17 protein-coding genes are annotated in these 17483 nt (G+C 67.3%); 9 read left to right on the plus strand and 8 right to left on the minus strand.

The window, feature by feature from the left end:
* Positions 1-27: 27 nt before the first annotated feature.
* The 3 genes from creD to PSPA7_RS02715 are packed head-to-tail and all read left to right on the plus strand — an operon-like array spanning position 28 to position 1920.
* Positions 28-1386 (plus strand): cell envelope integrity protein CreD, encoded by a 1359-nt coding sequence (creD, locus tag PSPA7_RS02705; protein WP_012074045.1) that lies wholly within the window; start codon positions 28-30, stop codon positions 1384-1386.
* Positions 1387-1435: 49 nt separating this feature from the next.
* Positions 1436-1738 (plus strand): hypothetical protein, encoded by a 303-nt coding sequence (locus PSPA7_RS02710; protein ID WP_003154248.1) that lies wholly within the window; start codon positions 1436-1438, stop codon positions 1736-1738.
* Positions 1735-1920, plus strand: a complete 186-nt coding sequence (locus tag PSPA7_RS02715; protein ID WP_012074046.1) for a hypothetical protein — start codon at positions 1735-1737, stop codon at positions 1918-1920. The genes PSPA7_RS02710 and PSPA7_RS02715 overlap by 4 nt, the downstream gene beginning before the upstream one ends.
* Here the strand turns inward: PSPA7_RS02715 and PSPA7_RS02720 are convergent.
* Together PSPA7_RS02720 and PSPA7_RS02725 are read right to left on the minus strand one after the other, a co-directional pair.
* A complete protein-coding gene (locus PSPA7_RS02720; RefSeq protein WP_012074047.1) occupies positions 1883-2503 on the minus strand; it encodes a glutathione S-transferase family protein in 621 nt (206 codons plus the stop codon). The two genes, PSPA7_RS02715 and PSPA7_RS02720, sit on opposite strands and share 38 nt — an antisense overlap.
* Positions 2504-2521: 18 nt before the next feature.
* The gene (locus PSPA7_RS02725; RefSeq protein WP_012074048.1) at positions 2522-3472 is read right to left on the minus strand and encodes a Vgb family protein; all 951 of its coding nucleotides are present in this window, start codon (positions 3470-3472) and stop codon (positions 2522-2524) included.
* Between the two features lie 85 nt (positions 3473-3557).
* Here PSPA7_RS02725 and PSPA7_RS02730 point away from each other — a divergent pair, with 85 nt between their 5' ends.
* Positions 3558-4415, plus strand: coding sequence for a PP2C family serine/threonine-protein phosphatase (locus tag PSPA7_RS02730; protein ID WP_012074049.1), 858 nt, complete (start codon positions 3558-3560; stop codon positions 4413-4415).
* A 169-nt stretch (positions 4416-4584) separates the two neighbouring features.
* On the opposite strand, the gene PSPA7_RS02735 is transcribed toward PSPA7_RS02730, so the two are convergent.
* The 3 genes from PSPA7_RS02735 to PSPA7_RS02745 form a co-directional block, all read right to left on the minus strand.
* Positions 4585-7005, minus strand: coding sequence for a TonB-dependent siderophore receptor (locus PSPA7_RS02735; protein WP_012074050.1), 2421 nt, complete (start codon positions 7003-7005; stop codon positions 4585-4587).
* Between the two features lie 102 nt (positions 7006-7107).
* Positions 7108-8079: a FecR domain-containing protein gene (locus PSPA7_RS02740; RefSeq protein ID WP_012074051.1), complete on the minus strand. Its 972-nt coding sequence runs from the start codon at positions 8077-8079 to the stop codon at positions 7108-7110.
* A complete protein-coding gene (locus PSPA7_RS02745) occupies positions 8076-8594 on the minus strand; it encodes an RNA polymerase sigma factor (protein ID WP_012074052.1) in 519 nt (172 codons plus the stop codon). The genes PSPA7_RS02740 and PSPA7_RS02745 overlap by 4 nt, the downstream gene beginning before the upstream one ends.
* 168 nt (positions 8595-8762) lie before the next feature.
* Between PSPA7_RS02745 and PSPA7_RS02750 the strand changes: the two genes are divergently transcribed.
* The 3 genes from PSPA7_RS02750 to PSPA7_RS02760 all read left to right on the plus strand — a co-directional run bounded on the left by PSPA7_RS02750 (position 8763) and on the right by PSPA7_RS02760 (position 10674).
* A complete protein-coding gene (locus PSPA7_RS02750; protein WP_012074053.1) occupies positions 8763-9512 on the plus strand; it encodes a glutathione S-transferase family protein in 750 nt (249 codons plus the stop codon).
* 141 nt (positions 9513-9653) lie between these two features.
* The gene (locus tag PSPA7_RS02755; protein WP_023442668.1) at positions 9654-10055 is read left to right on the plus strand and encodes a PaaI family thioesterase; all 402 of its coding nucleotides are present in this window, start codon (positions 9654-9656) and stop codon (positions 10053-10055) included.
* A gap of 49 nt (positions 10056-10104) precedes the next feature.
* Positions 10105-10674: a TetR/AcrR family transcriptional regulator gene (locus tag PSPA7_RS02760; RefSeq protein WP_012074054.1), complete on the plus strand. Its 570-nt coding sequence runs from the start codon at positions 10105-10107 to the stop codon at positions 10672-10674.
* 25 nt (positions 10675-10699) lie between these two features.
* On the opposite strand, the gene PSPA7_RS02765 is transcribed toward PSPA7_RS02760, so the two are convergent.
* Entirely contained in the window at positions 10700-12427 is a 1728-nt protein-coding gene (locus PSPA7_RS02765; RefSeq protein WP_012074055.1) for an NCS1 family nucleobase:cation symporter-1, read from the minus strand.
* Between the two features lie 347 nt (positions 12428-12774).
* A complete protein-coding gene (locus tag PSPA7_RS02770) occupies positions 12775-13701 on the minus strand; it encodes a LysR substrate-binding domain-containing protein (protein ID WP_041025279.1) in 927 nt (308 codons plus the stop codon).
* Between the two features lie 87 nt (positions 13702-13788).
* Here PSPA7_RS02770 and PSPA7_RS02775 point away from each other — a divergent pair, with 87 nt between their 5' ends.
* Positions 13789-14265, plus strand: a complete 477-nt coding sequence (locus PSPA7_RS02775; RefSeq protein WP_003152524.1) for a GNAT family N-acetyltransferase — start codon at positions 13789-13791, stop codon at positions 14263-14265.
* Positions 14266-14530: 265 nt separating this feature from the next.
* On the opposite strand, the gene PSPA7_RS02780 is transcribed toward PSPA7_RS02775, so the two are convergent.
* On the minus strand, positions 14531-16708 hold the full coding sequence (locus PSPA7_RS02780) for a malate synthase G (RefSeq protein WP_012074057.1): 2178 nt from the start codon (positions 16706-16708) through the stop codon (positions 14531-14533).
* Between the two features lie 306 nt (positions 16709-17014).
* Here PSPA7_RS02780 and PSPA7_RS02785 point away from each other — a divergent pair, with 306 nt between their 5' ends.
* Positions 17015-17458, plus strand: coding sequence for a GNAT family N-acetyltransferase (locus PSPA7_RS02785; RefSeq protein ID WP_012074058.1), 444 nt, complete (start codon positions 17015-17017; stop codon positions 17456-17458).
* Positions 17459-17483: the final 25 nt, after the last annotated feature.

The following is a 17483-nucleotide window of genomic DNA, read 5'->3' on the forward strand; positions in this document are numbered from 1 at the left end:
CCGCCATCACCCTGACGGAGAGTCCCCATGAACCGCACGCTGGCCTACAAGCTTGGCGCCATCGCCCTGCTCATCCTGCTGTTGCTGATCCCCCTGCTGATGATCGACGGCCTGATCCGCGATCGCCAGGAGGCCCGCGACGGCGTGCTGCAGGACATCGCCCGCAGCTCCAGCTACAGCCAGCGCCTCACCGGGCCGCTGCTGGTGGTGCCCTACCGCAGGACGGTGCGCGAATGGGTCACCGAGGAGAAGACCCAGAAGCGCGTCCTGCAGGAGCGCGAACAGCGTGGCGAGCTGTACTTCCTGCCCGATCGCTTCGCCCTCGACGGCCAGATGCGCACCGAGCTGCGCTACCGCGGGATCTACCAGGCGCGCCTGTACCACGTCGACAACAAGGTCGGCGGCTACTTCCAGGTGCCGGCGCACTACGGCATCGAGGAGGACCTGGAGGACTACCAGTTCGAGACGCCGTTCCTGGCGATGGGCATCAGCGACATCCGCGGCATCGAGAACGCCCTGCGGCTTTCCCTCAACGGCGCCGGCGTCGACTTCGAGCCGGGCAGCCGGGTCGGCCTGCTCGGCAGCGGCGTGCACGCACCGCTGCAAGGCGTCGACGGGCGCCAGGCGCAGCGCCTGGAGTACGCCTTCGACCTGACCCTGCTGGGCAGCGAGCGGCTGGACATCGTGCCGGTGGGGCGCGACAGCCAGGTCATCCTCAAGGCCGACTGGCCACACCCGAGCTTCGGCGGCGAATTCCTGCCCAGCGAGCGGGAGATCACCGCCGAGGGCTTCACCGCGCGCTGGCAGACCAGTTTCTTCGCCACCAACATGGAAGAGGCGCTGCGCAGTTGCGTGCAGGAGCAGCGCTGCGACGGCTTCCAGGCGCGCGCCTTCGGCGTCGGCCTGGTCGACCCGGTGGACCAGTACCTGAAGGCCGACCGGGCGATCAAGTATGCGTTGCTGTTCATCACCCTGACCTTCGCCGGCTTCTTCCTCTTCGAGGTGCTCAAGCGCCTGGCGGTGCACCCGATCCAGTACGCGCTGGTCGGCCTGGCGCTGGCGTTCTTCTACCTGCTGCTGCTATCGCTGGCCGAGCACGTCGGCTTCGAGCTGGCCTACCTGGCCTCCGCCGGGGCCTGCGTCGGCCTGATCGGCTTCTACCTGTGCTTCGTCCTGCGCAGCGTGACCCGTGGCCTGGGCTTCAGCGCCGGCCTGGCCGGGCTGTACGGGCTGCTCTACGGCCTGCTCAGCGCCGAGGACTACGCCTTGCTGATGGGCTCGCTGCTGCTGTTCGCGGTGCTCGCCGCGGTGATGGTGCTGACCCGCAGGCTGGACTGGTACGGCGTCGGTCGCAAGGACCTCCCGGCCGTACCCGCCAAGGCCTGACGACGAGGGCGGCGGCACCGGCCGCCGCCGATTTCCAAGGAGGAAAACCATGCGCCTGTTCTTCGAGTTCACCCTCTGCGCCGCCCTCGGCCTGCTGGTCAGCGGCGTGATCCTGATCTTCCTGCTGTTCTTCGGCAAGTTCGGCCTGATCGAGTACTGGATCGCCAGCGGCAAGCCCCTGGCCCACGCCATGCTGGTGCTGATGCCGGGCGGATTCTGGGAAGGCCTCAGCGGCATCGAGGACGCCGCCGGCAACCCCCATGTGCGCTCCTTCCTCGAACTCTGCATGGGACTGGGGCAGAGCGCTCTGCTGCTGGGCCTGCTGCTGTTCCGCCTGGTGTGCTGGAAATGAATGGCTATGTCGGCCTGCGCGACGACCGCCGCGACGGCGAGCGCCTGGCGGCGCGGATCGGCCTGCTGTTCCCCGGCCCCTCGGCGGCCTGGCTGCAACGCGCCGAGCGCCTGCGGCGGCAGCAGGCGTCGGCGGGCCCCGGGGTCAGGCGCGGGTCGCCTGCATCGACGGGCGCTGGCTGACCTCGGCGAACCAGGCGGCCAACTGCGGATAGTGGCCGCGCCAGTCCCACTCCGGCTGGCGCAGGTCGAGATAGCCCAGGGCGCAGGCGACGCCGATGGCGGCGATGTCGAAGCGCGCCCGCAGTTCGGCGATGCAGTCGCTCTCCAGCCAGGCCAGGGAACGCGCGATCTTTTCCCGTTGCGCGTCGAGCCAGGCGTCCCAGCGCTTTTCCTCGGGGCGGACGAAGGCTTCGTAGCGGACCAGCACCGCCGCGTCGAGGATGGCATCCGCCAGCGAGGCGATGGTCAGGCGCCGCCAGCGGGCGCTGCCTTCGCGGGGAATCAGCGGTTCGCCGACGTGCTGCTGGTCGAAGTAGTCGCAGATCACCCGGCTGTCGTGCAGCACCTGGCCGTCCGGCAGGCGCAGGGCGGGGATCTTGCCGGCCGGGTTGCTGGCGTTGAGCTGCCGGATGGGCGCGACCGGCGTCGGCATGGCTTCCTCGAGGACCACGCGCTCGCGTTGGCCGGTCTCGTGGAGCAGGACCAGGACCTTGCGCACGAAGGGCGAGGCGGCGGCGTAGAACAGCGTATGGGTGGCGTTCATGCGGGCTCCTTGGATGGATCAATCGCGGACGACGCGAAGACGATCGGTGGCGGGCTCGGCGCTCCAGGTCTCGCCGGGCCGCCCGCCGAGCAGGGCGTTGCCGGGCGCCGGCCGGTCGCTGGGCAGGACGCGGAATGTCGCCTGCTCGCTGTCGAAACGCAAGAGCGCGCCGCTGGCGGCGTCGTGCAGCCAGACCCGGTCCATGGCGTCGACCCGCAGGCTGTCCGGGCGGGCCTGGCTGTCCGGCAGCGGCCAGCTTTGCCACGAGGCATCGCTGGGATCGTAGCGGTACAGCCGGGCGCCGCCGCTGTCGCTGGCCCAGAGCCTGCCGATGGAGTCGGCGCCGAGGCCGCGAAGGGCCTTCGTGCCTTCAGGCGCGGGCAACCGCTCGGCGCTGCCGTCGAGCGGATCGACATGCACCAGCGCGTCGTCCTGTGCGTACCAGACCTCGCCGTCCGGGGTGACGCAGATGCCGCTCGCCGCCTTGCCCTGGGGCGCCGGCCAGACTTCCACCACGCGCCGCTGCGGATCCAGGCGGCCATGGAAACCACGGCTGCCGGTGAACCAGAGCCGTCCGTCGTCGTCGAACGCGGCGGCCTCCAGCCCGACCGGCGCGGCCTTGGCCGGCAGCGCGAAGCGCTCGCTGCCGAGGCGCTCGCCGCCGACGCGGAGGATGGCGTCGAGGCCGCTGTCGAGCACCCAGGCGTTGCCGCTCTCGTCGCTGACGATGGCTCGCGGCCGCGCGCCTTCGCCGAGCGGCACCTGCACGCTCGCGCCGCTGGTCGGATCGAGCCGGCCCAGTGCGTGCCCGCCGGCGGCGCCGAACCATACCGGTCCCTGGGCGGTGGGCGCGACCGCGTAGGGCGCGGAGCCCTTGTCCAGCGGGTAATACTGCTCGCCCGCCAGGGCGGCGCCATTCAGCGACAGGCCGACAAGCAGGCCCAGCAACGGGGATGACAGGCAACGCATGCAATTCTCCTCGAACGACGGGCGGGACGTGGAAAGGCCCTGTCTTGCTATTCTGGCAAGCCATTGAGCATAGGAGGAACTGCGAATGCCCACAGTGGAAATACTCGGGGCGGAATGCCGCGCGGGGGGCGCGGTGAACGACGATGCGCTGGGTTGCACGGCGCAGGCCGCCTGGGTGATCGACGGTGCCACCAGCATCGGCCGCAGCGTGCTGGGCGTGGAAAGCGACGCGCGCTGGCTGGCCCAGGCGGTGGACCGGCACCTGCGGTTGCTGCTGGAAGTCGAGCCCGAGCAATCCAGCGAGACCCTGCTGCGGCGCCTGCTCAACGATATCCAGGGCGACTTCCGCGCGCAGAGCGGCCGCGACTGGCACGACCTCGAAGACATGCCGGCGGCCTGCCTGAGCCTGCTGCGGATTCGCGGCGGCGAGGTCGAACTGCTCAACATCGGCGACAGCCGGATCCTCGTCGAAGGCGCCGACGGCCAGGTGCGCAGCTTCGGCGAATCGGCCCTGCACGAACTGGACCGGCAATCGCTGGCGCATTTCTGCCGGATGCGCGAGGAGCACCCGCAGTGGGACCACGCCGAACTGTTCAAGGCCAGCCGCCCGCGCGTGCGGCAGAACCGCCAGCTGATGAACAAGCCCGAGGGCTACTGGGCGCTGGACATAAGCGATCGCTGGCTCGGCCAGGTGCAGCGCGAGACCCTGCCGCTCGCCGCGTTGCGCTCTTTCGTGCTGATGACCGACGGCTTCGACCGGCTGGTCGAGCCTTTCCGCCGCTATACCGACGAGCAGTTGCTGCGGCGCCTCGAGGAAGTCGGGGTGAGCGCCCTGCTCGACGAGTTGCGCCAGATCGAACAGGGCGACGACCAGGCCCTGGCGTTCCCGCGTTTCAAGATCCACGACGACGCCAGCGCGCTGTGGGGGCGGATCGCGGGGTGAACGACGATATCCGGCGCCCAGAATATAGGTGCTTCCCTTTGCGGCGGCTCCCCTATCCCGGCCCTCTCCCACGGGCGGGAGGGGCATCCGGTGCCCGGCAGGCAGGTTCTGCGGCAGGGCGAGTAACCGCTAAGCGGTTATCCGCCGTTGCACACCCGTGACGCGTCGCTCACCACTTGTAGCTGACGCTGCCCACCACGCTGCGCTGATCGCCGTAGTAGCAGTAGTAGCCGTCGCAGGACGCCAGGTAATCCTTGTTGAACAGATTGTTGGCATTGACCGCCACGCTGACGCCTTTCAGGCTGCCGTTCAATTGGCCCAGGTCGTAGCGCACGGCGGCGTCGTACAGGGTGTACGAGCCGGCGTAGCCGTCGTAGGTGTTGGCCTGGTCGCCGTAGGTCGAGCCTACGTAGCGGGCGCCGGCACCTACGCTGAAACCGTTGAGCGCACCCTCGTGCCAGGTGTAGTCGGCCCATAGCGAGGCCTGGTTGCGCGGCGCCTGTTGCAGGCGGTTGCCTGCGTACTGGCCTTTTTTCACTTCGGTGTCGGTGTAGCTATAGGCGCCGATCATCTTCAGGTTTTCGGTGACGTTGCTGGTGGCTTCCAGCTCAATCCCGGAGACCTTAACCTCGCCAGCCTGCGAGGTAGTGGGTGTCCCATTGATGTTGTCGGTGACCCTCACGTTCTCCTGGCGTAGGTCGTAGACGGCTGCGGTGAACAGCGAATCGGAGCCTACGGGTTGATACTTGACGCCCAGTTCCCATTGTTTGCCTTCGGTGGGTTTGAACATCTTGTTGGAGCCTATATCGTCGGCGCCGGTGCTTGGCTGGAATGACTCCGCATAGGAAAGGTAGGGCGCCAGGCCGTTGTCGAAGATGTAGCTCAGAGCTGCGTTAGCGCTGAATTTCTTGTCGCGGCTGGTGTTGGTGGCATCGTTCTGATTGTAGAACGTGGCGCCGGCATGTACCCAGTCCTCGCGGCCACCGAGGGTCAGGCGCCAGTTGTCGAGGGCGATCTGATCTTGGAGGTAGAGCCCGGTCTGATAAGTCTTCTGTCGGTAGTCATAGAACGCACTAGAGCGCGATGGCTTGGGAATCGGCTGACCATAGATCGGGTTGTTGACGTTGGTCGGCGGCACACCGGTGAAGTTGTAGATCGAGGTGTAGTCGGTGCGGGTGCGGTTGTGATCGATACCCAGCAGGAGAGTATGGCGCAGCGCACCGGTCTCGAAATCAGCCTGGAAATTGTTATCTACCACGAACTGACTGACGTCCTCGTCCACCGAGGTAGTCATGCGCTGTAAGGTGCCGTCGGCGCTGGCCGCATCGATACTGCTGGTTGGCGTAAGCGTCTGGAACGACAGGTCGTTGCGCAGGTAGCGCAGGTTCTGGCGGAACTGCCAGACATCGTTGATGCGCCGTTCGAAGGAATAGCCCAACCAATAGTAGGTGCGGTCGTAGAAGTCCCAATCCGGATCGCCGAGGTTCTTGTGATGGGAAATCTTTCCGAACGGAGCGTCGTATTTGGTCCCGCGCAGCGGCAGGAATTGGCTGGTGGCGGCTGTATCGTCGCGGTTGAACTGGCCGAGGAAGGTCAGCCGGGTGTCGTCGTCGATGTTCCAGGTCAGGCTCGGGGCGATGTTGTAGCGCTTGTCGTCGATATGATCGACCTGGGTGTTGCTGTCGCGTACCACCCCGGAGAGGCGGTAGAGAAAGCGGCCCTCGTCGTCGAGCGGGCCGGTGCTGTCGAAGCTGACCTGCTTGTGGTTGTAGTTGCCGACCTCGGCCTTCACCTCGTGACTGGCGACGTTCTGCGGACGCAGGCTGACCATGTCGAGCATGCCGCCCGGCGGGGTCTGGCCGTAGACCGAGGAGGCCGGGCCGCGCAACAGGGCGACACGCTCCAGGTTCCAGGTTTCCAGCTTCGGGTTGTTGTAGACACCGACCGCCATCGGCAGGCCGTCGAGGAACTGGGTCGGCTTGAAGCCGCGTACCTTCAACCAGTCGGAGCGGGTGTCGCTGCCGAAGCTGCTGGCGACGACGCCGGGCATGTAGCGCACCGCGTCGTCGAGGTTGTGCACGGCGCGGTCGGCCATCTGCTGGCGGGTCGCCACCGAGATCGAGCGCGGGGTTTCGAGGATCGGCGTATCGGTCTTGGTCCCGGTCATGCTGCGCTTGGCCACGTAGCCGCTGGTCGGCCCCAGTGGGTCTTCCTCGGCACCGCTGACCGTCATCGCCTGCAACGACAGGGTGTCTTCCGGCACCTTGCGCAGGCTGTAGGTGCCGCCGGCGTTTTCCACCAGCTCCAGGCCGCTGCCCCTGAGCGCTTCGCGCAATGCGCCGGGCGCGTCGAAGCGACCTTGCACGGCGTGGGCGCTGCGTCCTTCGGCGAGCGCCGGGTCCAGGGTGAGGACCAGGCCGGCCTGGGCCGCGATGCGGTTCAGGGTGCCCGCCAGCGGCCCGGCGGCGATGCGGTAGTCGCGCACGCTGGCCTGTTCGGCCGGGGCGGCGTGGAGGAACGGTGCGGGAACGGCAAGGGCGATGGCGATGGCGATGGCGAGCAGGCCGGGACGGAACGTCGGGCGGGGCATGTGCGGGGCTCCTGGATGGAAACGAGTCTCAATGCCTCCTTGCCGGACGAGTCGGAAAAAGTGATAGGGCCGGCGGGAAAAATTTTTCGCGACCCGTTCGGTTCAGCGTGGCACCACTTCGAACCACCAGGCGTTGTGCCTCACGCTGCGTACCGGCAGGCTCGGCTCCAGAGCCTGGAGGGCGAGGCGGGTGTCCTTCAGCGGGAAACTGCCGGTGACGCGCAGGTCGGCGATGCTCGGGTCGACCCGCAGCAGTGCCGGCGAGTAGCGCCCCAGTTCCGCCACCAGGTCGGCCAGCCGGGCGTTCTCCACCACCAGCATGCCTTGCGCCCAGGCGCCGGCCAGGGCCGGAGCCGCTGCGCTGGCCTGCAGGCCTTGCGGCAGGATCAGCACCTGCTGGCCTTCCTTGATCACACGTTCTTCGCTGAGCGTTTCCGCGCGCGCGGCCACCGCCGACTGCAATACGGTGAGGCGCGTACCGGGCTCCTCGCGACGGACCAGGAAGCGCGTGCCGAGGGCGCGCATGTCGCCGTCGGCGCTGCTGACCACGAAGGGGCGCGGGTCGCCATGGGCGGTTTCCACCAGGATCTCGCCGGCCAGCAGCACGACCTGGCGGCGTTCGCCGTCGAAGCGGACATCGATGGCGCTGCGGCTGTTCAGGCGCACATGGGTGGCGTCGGGGAGGGTCAGCTCGCGCTGCTCGCCGGTGGCGCTGTAGGCGTCGGCCAGCAGGTAGCGGACCGGGACGTAGCGGTTGGCCACGCCGAGCCCGACGCCCAGCGCCAGCAGCAGTCCCAGGGCGCTGCCGCCGAGCCGGCGCAGGCGGCGCTTGAAGCGTGCGTTGCCGGACAGCAGGGCGTTGCGCGCCGGCCCGTTGGCGGCTCTCGCCAGGTGCCGGTCGAGGCCGCCGAGCTGTTCCCAGGCGCGTTCGTGTTCGGGATGCGCCGCATACCAGCGGTGGAAGGCGCGGTGGTCGTCGGGATGGGCCTCGCCGGAATCGAGCAGCAACTGCCAGGCGATGGCTTCGTCGAGCACCCGCGCGTGCACTGCTGTCTGGCGCTCGTCGGGGTTCATCGCGGTTCCCCGTAGAGGGCGATGTAGCACTGGCGCAGGCCCTGGGCCAGGTACTGGCGCACGCGCGGCACCGAGACCCCGAGACGCTCGGCGATCTCGGCGTGGGGCATGCCGTCCAGGCGGTTGTAGAGGAACGCGCTGCGCGCCTTCAGCGACAGCGTGCCGAGCAGGCGGTCGATCTCGCGCAGGTCCTCGAGGATCAGGTACCGCTCTTCGGCCGAAGGCTGCTCCGCTTCCGGAACCAGCGCCAGTTCGGCGAGATAGGCCTGCTCCAGGGCGGCGCGGCGGAAGTGGTCGATCAGCAGGCCGCGCGCCACCTTCGCCAGGAACGCACGCGGTTCGCGCAGGCCGGGCAGCTCCGGGCGGCCGAGGAGGCGGACGAAGGTGTCCTGGCTGAGGTCTTCGGCGCGCTGGCGGCAGCCGAGGTTGCGGTTCAGCCAGGCGAGCAGCCAGCCGCGGTGGTCCCGGTACAGGCTACCCACGAATTCGCTGTTGCTGACTTCACCCGCCGCCACGGACGCTCCCCATCCCGTAACGGGATCGAATGGAAAAACGAGAATTATTCGCAAATGATCGCAAAGTGCGACTATCCCTGCAATTGGCGTCCGTCGGGAAGCCACTTGAGTCGCCCCGGTGGTTTGCCGGAGGATCGGCGTTCCGATAACAAGAACAGGAGTCTCGTCGTGGCCGAACCTTTGCTGATCATCGGTTCCTATCTATCCCCCTATGTGCGCAAGGTACTGGTGCTGCTGGAGCTGAAAGGCGTCGCTTACCGCATCGACCCCATCGTGCCGTTCTTCGGCGACGAGGCCTTCGAGCGCCTCAGTCCGTTGCGGCAGATACCGGTGCTGGTGGACGGTGACTTCGTCCTCAACGATTCCAGCGTGATCTGCCAGTACCTGGAAGAGCGCTATCCGCAGCCGAGCCTGTATCCCGCCGATCTCGGCCAGCGCGCCCAGGCCCGCTGGCTGGAGGAGTACGCCGATTCGCGGCTGGGCCAGGTGATCATCTGGCAGTTGTTCCACCAGCAGGTGATCAATCGCGGGATCTGGAAGCGCGAGCCTGACCAGGCGGTCCTGCAGCGCACCTACGACGAGGACCTGCCCTCGGTCTGCGCCTACCTGGAAGGGCGGACGCCGGAACGGGGCTGGCTGCTCGGCGAACTGTCCATCGCCGATGTCGCCATCGCCTGCCTGTTCCGCAATGCCCAACTGGCGCGCTACCAGGTCGACGGCGAGCGCTGGCCGCGCCTGGCGCGCCTGCTGGCCGACGCCTTCGCCCTGCCGGTGTTCCAGCGCCTGGCGCGTTTCGAGAACGCCAGCGCGCAGACGCCGGTGGCCGAACAGCGCAAGGTGCTGGGCGAGGCCGGCGCGCCGTTGAGCGCCACCAGTCATGGGCGCGAGCAGCCGGTCCGCGGGCCGATGAGTCGCTGAAGCGGCCAGGGGCGCCTAGCGGCGCCCTCTTTATGCACGCCCATTCAGCGAGCGGATAAGACCCCGTACGGGGCTGGCGAGGATGTCGTCCGGGACTATCTTATCTAGACCAGTCTATATAAAAACCTGGGCGAGCCCGCCATGAACGTCCCCGAAGGATTCCAGCCATTGTTCCGCAGCAGCCCGTTGCTCGACCTGCTCGGCCCCTTCTTCTGCCGGCGCGATGCGCAGCGCCAACTGGTGGTGGCGCTGCGCATCGAAGAGAAGCACTGCAATCACGGCGGCAGCGCCCACGGCGGCCTGCTCTCGACCCTGGCCGACGTCGGCCTCGGCTACGCCATGGCGTTTTCCCGCGAGCCGCCGCAGCCGATGGTGACCGTCGGCCTGCGCCTGGACTTCTGCGGCGTCGCGCGGGTCGGCGATTGGCTGGAGGTGCATACCCGGGTCGACAAGCTCGGCCAGCGCATGGCCTTCGCCTCGGCCCGGCTGCACAGCGGCGAGCGCCTGGTGGCCAGCGCCAGCGGTGTGTTTCATCTACCCTGAGGCTCGGGCATGCTTGCCCGCTCGTCTGCCGTGAGTTGGAGAGTCAGGTTTGCCGAAGAAGTCCAATGCCGCCGAACGCATCGTCCATGCCACCGCCTCGCTGCTGGCCAGCCGCGGCTACTTCGGTACCGGGCTGAGCGACATCATCGCCCGCGCCGAGGCGCCGAAAGGTTCGCTCTATCACTACTTCCCCCAGGGCAAGCCGCAGATCGCCAGCGCGGCGATCGGCTTCGTCGGCGCCGAGGTCGAGACCTTCCTCGACCGTGCCGGCGCCACGGCGCCCCACGCGCGCAACGTCCTGCGCGAATTCACCGCGACCCTGCGCGGCTGGCTGGAGCGATCGGCTTTCGAGGAAGCCTGCCCGGTGTTTTCCACTACCTTGAGCATCGATGCCGAGCTGGCCCCGGTGCATGCCGAGTGCCGCCGCGCGCTGCGCGCATGGCACGCCGGCATCGAGCGCGCGTTGCGCGCCGACGGCATGGCGGAGAAGGCTGCCGGCTCGCGCGCCTGGTTGATTCTCGCGGCGCTGGAGGGCGCGGTCGGCGTGGCCCGCGCCGAGCGTTCGGTGGATGCCCTCGACGCGATCGAGGAGGAACTGCGGGCGTTGCTGCCGGCTTAGCTGTCCCGCGCCGGCCGGGCGCCCTTCAGTGCTGCACGCTGTCCACCGCGATCGCTTCGCCGGACACCTCGCGGTACGCCGCTCGGCGGTTGGCCAGGGCGTAGTGGATCAGACCCGCCAGGCCGGCGCCGAAGAACCAGGAGAACGGCGACAGTTCGGCGAACGCCGGCAGCAGCGCCAGCAGGGTGGAGATGATCGCCGCCGGGACGAAGGCGGCGATGGCTCGCGGATTCACCCCGCGCGCGTAGTGGTAGGCGCCGGCGCGGCTCTCGGTGTACAGCTCCGGCAGGTTCACCCGGCCTTTGCGCACCAGGTAGTAGTCGACCATGATGATCCCGTACAGCGGGCCGAGCAGCGCGCCGAGGCCGCCGAGGAAGTAGAGGATCACCCCGGGGCTGTTGTACAGGTGCCAGGGCAGGATCAGTACCGCGATGGTCGCGCTGATCAGCCCGGCGCGGCGGAAGTTCAGCAGGTTCGGCGCCAGGTTGGTGAGCACGTAGGCCGGGGCGACGAAGTTGGCCATGATGTTCACCGCCACGGTGACGATCAGCAGCGCCAGGCTGGCCAGTACCAGGAAGGCGGTGTCGGGGATCGCCGCGACGATGTCGGTGGGGCTCTGGATGAGCTGGCCGTCGATCCTGAACTGGGCGCCGGCGAGCACCACCGCGAACAGGCCGAACAGCAGGATGTTCACCGGCAGCCCCCAGAAGTTGCCGACGCTGATGGTGCGCTTGTCCGGGCAGCCGCGGGCGAAATCGCAGAAATTCAGGATCATGGTGCCGTAGAGGGTGACCCAGAACGCCGCGCCGCCGAAGATCTTCAGCCACATCTGCGAACCGCTCATGGGTTCGCCGCTGGACCAGGCGATGGAGGCGCCGGCGCGCAGGTACATCCAGGCGGCGAGGGCGGCGACGGTGAGCAGGATCACCGGTCCGGCGAAGGATTCGTAGCGACGCACCATCTCCATGCCGTAGGCGAAGATCAGCAGTTGCACGCACCAGATGGCGACGAAGGTCGCCCAGCCCAGGCTCGACAGGCCGAGGATCGCATCCTGGTCGTAGGCCGCGAGGCCCGGCCAGATCGCCGTCAGCAGGACGCGCAGGACGATCGAGGCGAGATAGGTCTGGATGCCGAACCAGGCGATGGCGATCACCGCGCGGATCAACGCGGGAAGCTGCGCGCCATGGATGCCGAAGGCGATCCGGCACATCACCGGGTAGGGCAGGCCGGTCTTCTGGCCCATGTAGCCGGACAGGTTCATCAGCCCGTAGACCATCAGCGCGCCCAGGGCCAGCGCGGCGAGGATCTGCGCGCCGCTCATGCCGAGGGCGAAGAGGCCGATGGCGAAGGAGTAGTTGGCGATGTTGTGCACGTCGTTGGTCCACAGCGCGAACAGGCTGTAGCGTCCCCAGCGACGCCCTTCGGCCTTGCTCGGGGCGAGGTCGGCGCTGTACAGGCGCGGGCTCAGCGGCGGCAGTTCGCTGCCGGCGTGATGGCTGGCGCGGGGCAGGCAATCGAGACTGGCGGGAGTGCCCAGGTCCAGGCGCGCCGCCGAGAACTCCGCTGCGCGCAGCCCGGCGCGGGGCAGGCAGTCGAGACTGGCCGGAGTGCCCAGGTCGAGCATCGCGGCGGAGAACTCGGCTGCGCTCTGGCCGGCCCGCGGCAGATGGTCGAGGCTTTCCAGGGTGCCGAGGTCGAGCAGCGAGGGGGAAAACTCGCGGGGCGCGGCGGGCGGCTTCGGGGTGCTGGACATGGCGGTCTCCTCCGGCAGTCGGAAGAACTCGGCGCGAGGTCGGGTTCGTCTGTTATTTTTGTATACAAGAATTTCGAATATTTAAGCCAGTTATGTGCCAACCGTTCCTCGACCGGATTTTCCGCGCTCTGTGGAAACCGGCCTTTCGGCGGCAAGCCCCTGAAACCGCTTGGGAAAAAGCTGTCGCTTCGATCAGGTAAGAATTTCTAACCGATTCATAGGTTTATGCTGAAGGATGAGAGGGAGGAGAAAAAACGGGGCGGCCAGGAGGCCGTATTGGGAAAATTGTGCACAATAATTGTGCCCAGTGTTACCGCGACGCCCGTCGACGGTGCGCGGCGTGAAGCTCAGCCTGTCCGGGAAATGTCCAGGCCCTTCAACTGCCCGATCATCCACGCATGGGCGTCACGCCCGGCATGCTGGACATGGCTGTAGAGCCGCAGCACGTAGGGCGGAATGTCGAACGGGGCGGGATACAGGGCGAGGCCGGCGGCTTCCGCCAGGGCCTGGGCGGCATGTCGGGGAGCGGTGAGCAGGAAATCGGTGGAGCCTGCCAGGAACAGCGCCGCGAGCACCGTCGGCAGTTGCACCGCCACTTCGCGACGCAGGCCGGAGCGGGCCAGCAGCCGGTCGATCACGCCGCTGTCCTCGTTCCACGGCGTCACCACCGCATGCCGCTCGGCCAGGTAGCCCTCCAGAGTCGGTGCCCCGGCGAGGCGCGGGTGGTCGCGGCGCGCCACCACCACGTAGCGGTCGGCGAACCAGTCATGGGCCTGGATCCCTTCTGGCAGGCGCTCGTGTTCCTCGTCGTAGCCAAGGGCGAAATCGATCCGCCCGCTGGCCAGGGCTTCCACCGACAGCTTGCGCTCGGCATTGACCAGGCGCAGGCGCACCCCGGGCGCGCTGTGCTGCAGGCGGTCCATCAGCGGCGGGAGCAGGGCGAAGGCGGTGTAGTCGGTGGTGGCAAAGACGAAAGTGCGCTGGCTCTGTCCCGGCACGAACGGCCGCCATTCCTCGAGTCCCTCGCCCAGGGCACGCAGGGCGGCGGCCACCGCGCCGGCCAGGTGCTCGGCGCGCTGGGTCGGCTGCATGCGGTTGCCCTGGCGCAGGAACAACTCGTCGTCCAGCCCCTGGCGCAGGCGCCCCAGCGCATGGCTGAAGGCCGAGGCGCTGATCGCCAGCTCGCCGGCGGCGGTACCGACGTTGCGGTGGCGATACAGGGAGTCGAACACCAGCAGCAGGTTGAGATCGAGACGGCGCAGCAGTGGATGCATGATATTCAGTTGCCGATGAGAAGAATGCACTTCATGCATCTTATCAGTCGCACTAGGATGGCCGGGTTTCTCATCGGAAGGTTGCCCATGACGCTCGAAATCCGTCCCGCCGTACCGGCCGACGCCGAACAGATCCTTGCCTTCATCATCGAACTGGCCGACTACGAGCGGGCCCGCCACGAGGTGGTCACCGATGTCGAAGGCATCCGCCGCAGCCTGTTCGCCGAAGGCTCGCCGACCCGCGCGCTGATGTGCCTGAGCGAGGGCCGGCCGATCGGCTATGCGGTGTACTTCTACAGCTACTCGACCTGGCTGGGACGCAACGGCATCTACCTCGAGGACCTCTACGTCACCCCGGAGTGCCGTGGCGTCGGCGCCGGTCGCCGGCTGCTCCGCGAACTGGCCCGCGAGGCCGTGGCCAACGACTGCGGACGCCTGGAGTGGAGCGTGCTGGACTGGAACCAGCCGGCCATCGACTTCTACCGCTCCATCGGCGCGCTGCCGCAGGACGAGTGGGTGCGTTACCGGCTGGATGGCGAGGCGTTGCGCAGGATGGCGCAGTAGCTGGCGGCAAGCCGCGTGCCTTGGGCGGGTGATGCCGGGGGAGAGCGTGGAGTAGGGCGAATATCGCCCTACGGTCTATATCGCTCGCGACTTCTAGCAGTTAACAACCGGGGAGGAAGTCGCTTGAAGCTTGAGCTGGCTTCAGGCTTCAAGCGACGTGCAGGCAGAACAAGCGATCCCTCGCGATATCCGCCGTATCAGCGACCCGTCCGCCATGAAAAAGCCGCCCCTCGGGGCGGCTTTTCGTTGCGCTGCGGTGAACGGCCTACAGCCCGTTCTTCGCCTTGAACTCGCGACGGCGGCGATGCAGGACCGGCTCGGTGTAGCCGTTCGGCTGCTTCGTGCCTTCCACCACCAGTTCCAGGGCTGCCTGGAACGCGACGTTGTCGTCGAAGTCCGGCGCCATCGGCCGGTAGGACGGGTCGCTGGCGTTCTGCCGGTCGACCACCACGGCCATGCGCTTGAGACTCTCGACCACCTGCTCCTGGCTGATCACGCCGTGGCGCAGCCAGTTGGCCAGCAACTGGCTGGAGATACGCAGGGTGGCGCGGTCTTCCATCAGGCCGACGTCGTTGATGTCCGGTACCTTGGAGCAGCCGACCCCCTGGTCGATCCAGCGCACTACATAGCCGAGGATGCCCTGGGCGTTGTTGTCCACCTCGTTCTTGATCTCTTCCGCGGTCCAGTTGGTGTTCGGTGCCAGCGGGATGGTCAGGATGTCGTCCACCGAGGCCGGGGTGCGCTTGGCCAGCTCGGCCTGGCGGGCGAACACGTCGACCTTGTGGTAGTGCAGGGCGTGCAGGGTGGCGGCGGTCGGCGACGGGACCCAGGCGGTGTTGGCGCCGGCCAGCGGGTGGCCGATCTTCTGCTCGAGCATGGCGGCCATCAGGTCGGGCATGGCCCACATGCCCTTGCCGATCTGCGCCTTGCCTTGCAGGCCGGTGGCCAGGCCGACATCGACGTTGTTGTTCTCGTAGGCGCCGATCCACTTCTCCGACTTCATGGCGCCCTTGCGCACCACGGCGCCGGCTTCCATGGAGGTGTGGATCTCGTCGCCGGTGCGGTCGAGGAAGCCGGTGTTGATGAACACCACGCGATCCTTGGCCGCCTTGATGCAGGCCTTCAGGTTCACGGTGGTGCGGCGTTCCTCGTCCATGATGCCGACTTTCAGCGTGTTGCGCGGCAGGCCGAGGACGTCCTCGACGCGGCCGAACAGCTCGTTGGTGAAGGCGGCCTCTTCCGGGCCGTGCATCTTCGGCTTGACGATGTACACGCTGCCGGTGCGGCTGTTCTTGCGGCTGGTGTTGCCGTTCAGGTTGTGGATGGCGATCAGGCTGGTGAACAGGCCGTCCTGGATGCCTTCCGGCACTTCGTTGCCGTGCTTGTCGAGGATCGCGTCGTTGGTCATCAGGTGGCCGACGTTGCGGACGAACAGCAGCGAACGGCCGTGCAGGGTCAGTTCGGAGCCGTCGGCCCCGGTGTAGACGCGGTCCGGGTTCATGGTGCGGGTGAAGGTCGTGCCGCCCTTGCTGACTTCCTCGGCCAGGTTGCCCTTCATCAGGCCCAGCCAGTTGCGGTAGATCACTACCTTGTCGTCGGCGTCGACCGCGGCGACCGAATCCTCGCAGTCCATGATGGTGGTGAGGGCGGCTTCCATCAGCACGTCCTTCACGCCGGCGGCGTCGGTCTGGCCGATCGGGCTGCTGGGGTCGATCTGGATTTCGAAGTGCAGGCCGTTGTGCTTGAGCAGCACGGCCTGCGGCTTGGCGGCATCGCCCTGGAAGGCAAGGAACTGGCCGGCGTTCTTCAGGCCGGTTTCGCTGCCGTTCTTCAGCGCCACGACCAGCGCGCCGTTCTTCACGCTGTAGGAAGTGGCGTCGACATGGGAGCCGGACTCCAGCGGCGCGGCCTCGTCGAGGAAGGCGCGAGCGAAGGCGATGACCTTGTCGCCGCGAACCTTGTTGTAGCCCTTGCCCTTCTCCGCGCCGCCTTCCTCGCTGATCACGTCGGTGCCGTAGAGCGCGTCGTACAGCGAACCCCAGCGGGCGTTGGAGGCGTTCAGGGCGAAGCGCGCATTCATCACCGGCACCACCAACTGCGGGCCGGCCATGCGGGCGATCTCGTCGTCGACGTTCTGGGTGCCGGCCTGGAAGTCCTCCGCCTCGGGCAGCAGGTAGCCGATTTCCTCGAGGAAGGCCTTGTAGGCCGCGGCGTCATGGGCCTGGCCGGCGCGAGCCTGGTGCCAGCCGTTGATCTTGGCCTGGAGGTCGTCGCGCTTGGCGAGCAGGGCTTTATTCTTCGGCGCGAGGTCGTTGATCACGGCCTCCGCACCGGTCCAGAACGAGTCGGCAGAGACGCCGGTTCCGGGGATGGCTTCGTTGTTCACGAAGTCGAACAGGACTTTGGCGACCTGCAGGCCACCGACTTGAACGCGTTCAGTCATTGTTTGCCTCACTCTGCTCTAGACCAGCTCTGGACCCGGGCCGCACGGCCTTGTAGTCCGAGCCGCGGCATACTACATGATGCCGCGGGAAAAATCAGTGGTTACGCGTCGCGTTACGACTGGATGACGCTTCACGGTCACGTTGGCCAGGCTCAATGTTCGCAAAAAAACTGTACTTTGTTCCAGATAAATCTAAAAACAGTACACGATTTCTTTCGAACCCAAGTGCGGCGCGGCGTCGCAGGATGTTTCAATGCGCCCCGAGCGCCTTGCCTATACTCCCGGAATCGCCCCAGGAGCCTCGCCATGCCCGTCCATGCAGCATCCCTCGCCGATCTCGCCGACCTGGTTCCGCTGTTTTCCGCCTACCTCGACTTCTACGAAGTGCCGGCGCCGGAAGAACAGGTCCGCGCATTCCTCGCCGAGCGCCTGCGCCAGGGCGACTCGACCCTGTTCCTGGCCAGGGACGCCGAGGCGCGGGCGCTGGGCTTCGTCCAACTCTATCCGCTGTTCGCCTCGCTGGCGCTACGACCTTCGTGGCTGCTCAGCGATCTCTTCGTTCGCCCGGAGGCGCGCCGCCAGGGCGTCGGCGAGGCCCTGATGAACCAGGCCCGGCGTTTCGCCGAAAGCATGGGCGCCTGCGGCCTGCAATTGGAGACGGCGAAGACCAACCATGCCGGGCAGTCGCTCTACGAGCGCCTCGGCTATGTCCGTGACGAACAGTTCTACACTTACTGGCTGCAGCTCTGAACTCCCATTCGTCCCAGCAGGAGGC

This window comes from Pseudomonas paraeruginosa PA7 (assembly GCF_000017205.1).
GTDB classification, from domain to species: Bacteria; Pseudomonadota; Gammaproteobacteria; order Pseudomonadales; family Pseudomonadaceae; genus Pseudomonas; species Pseudomonas paraeruginosa.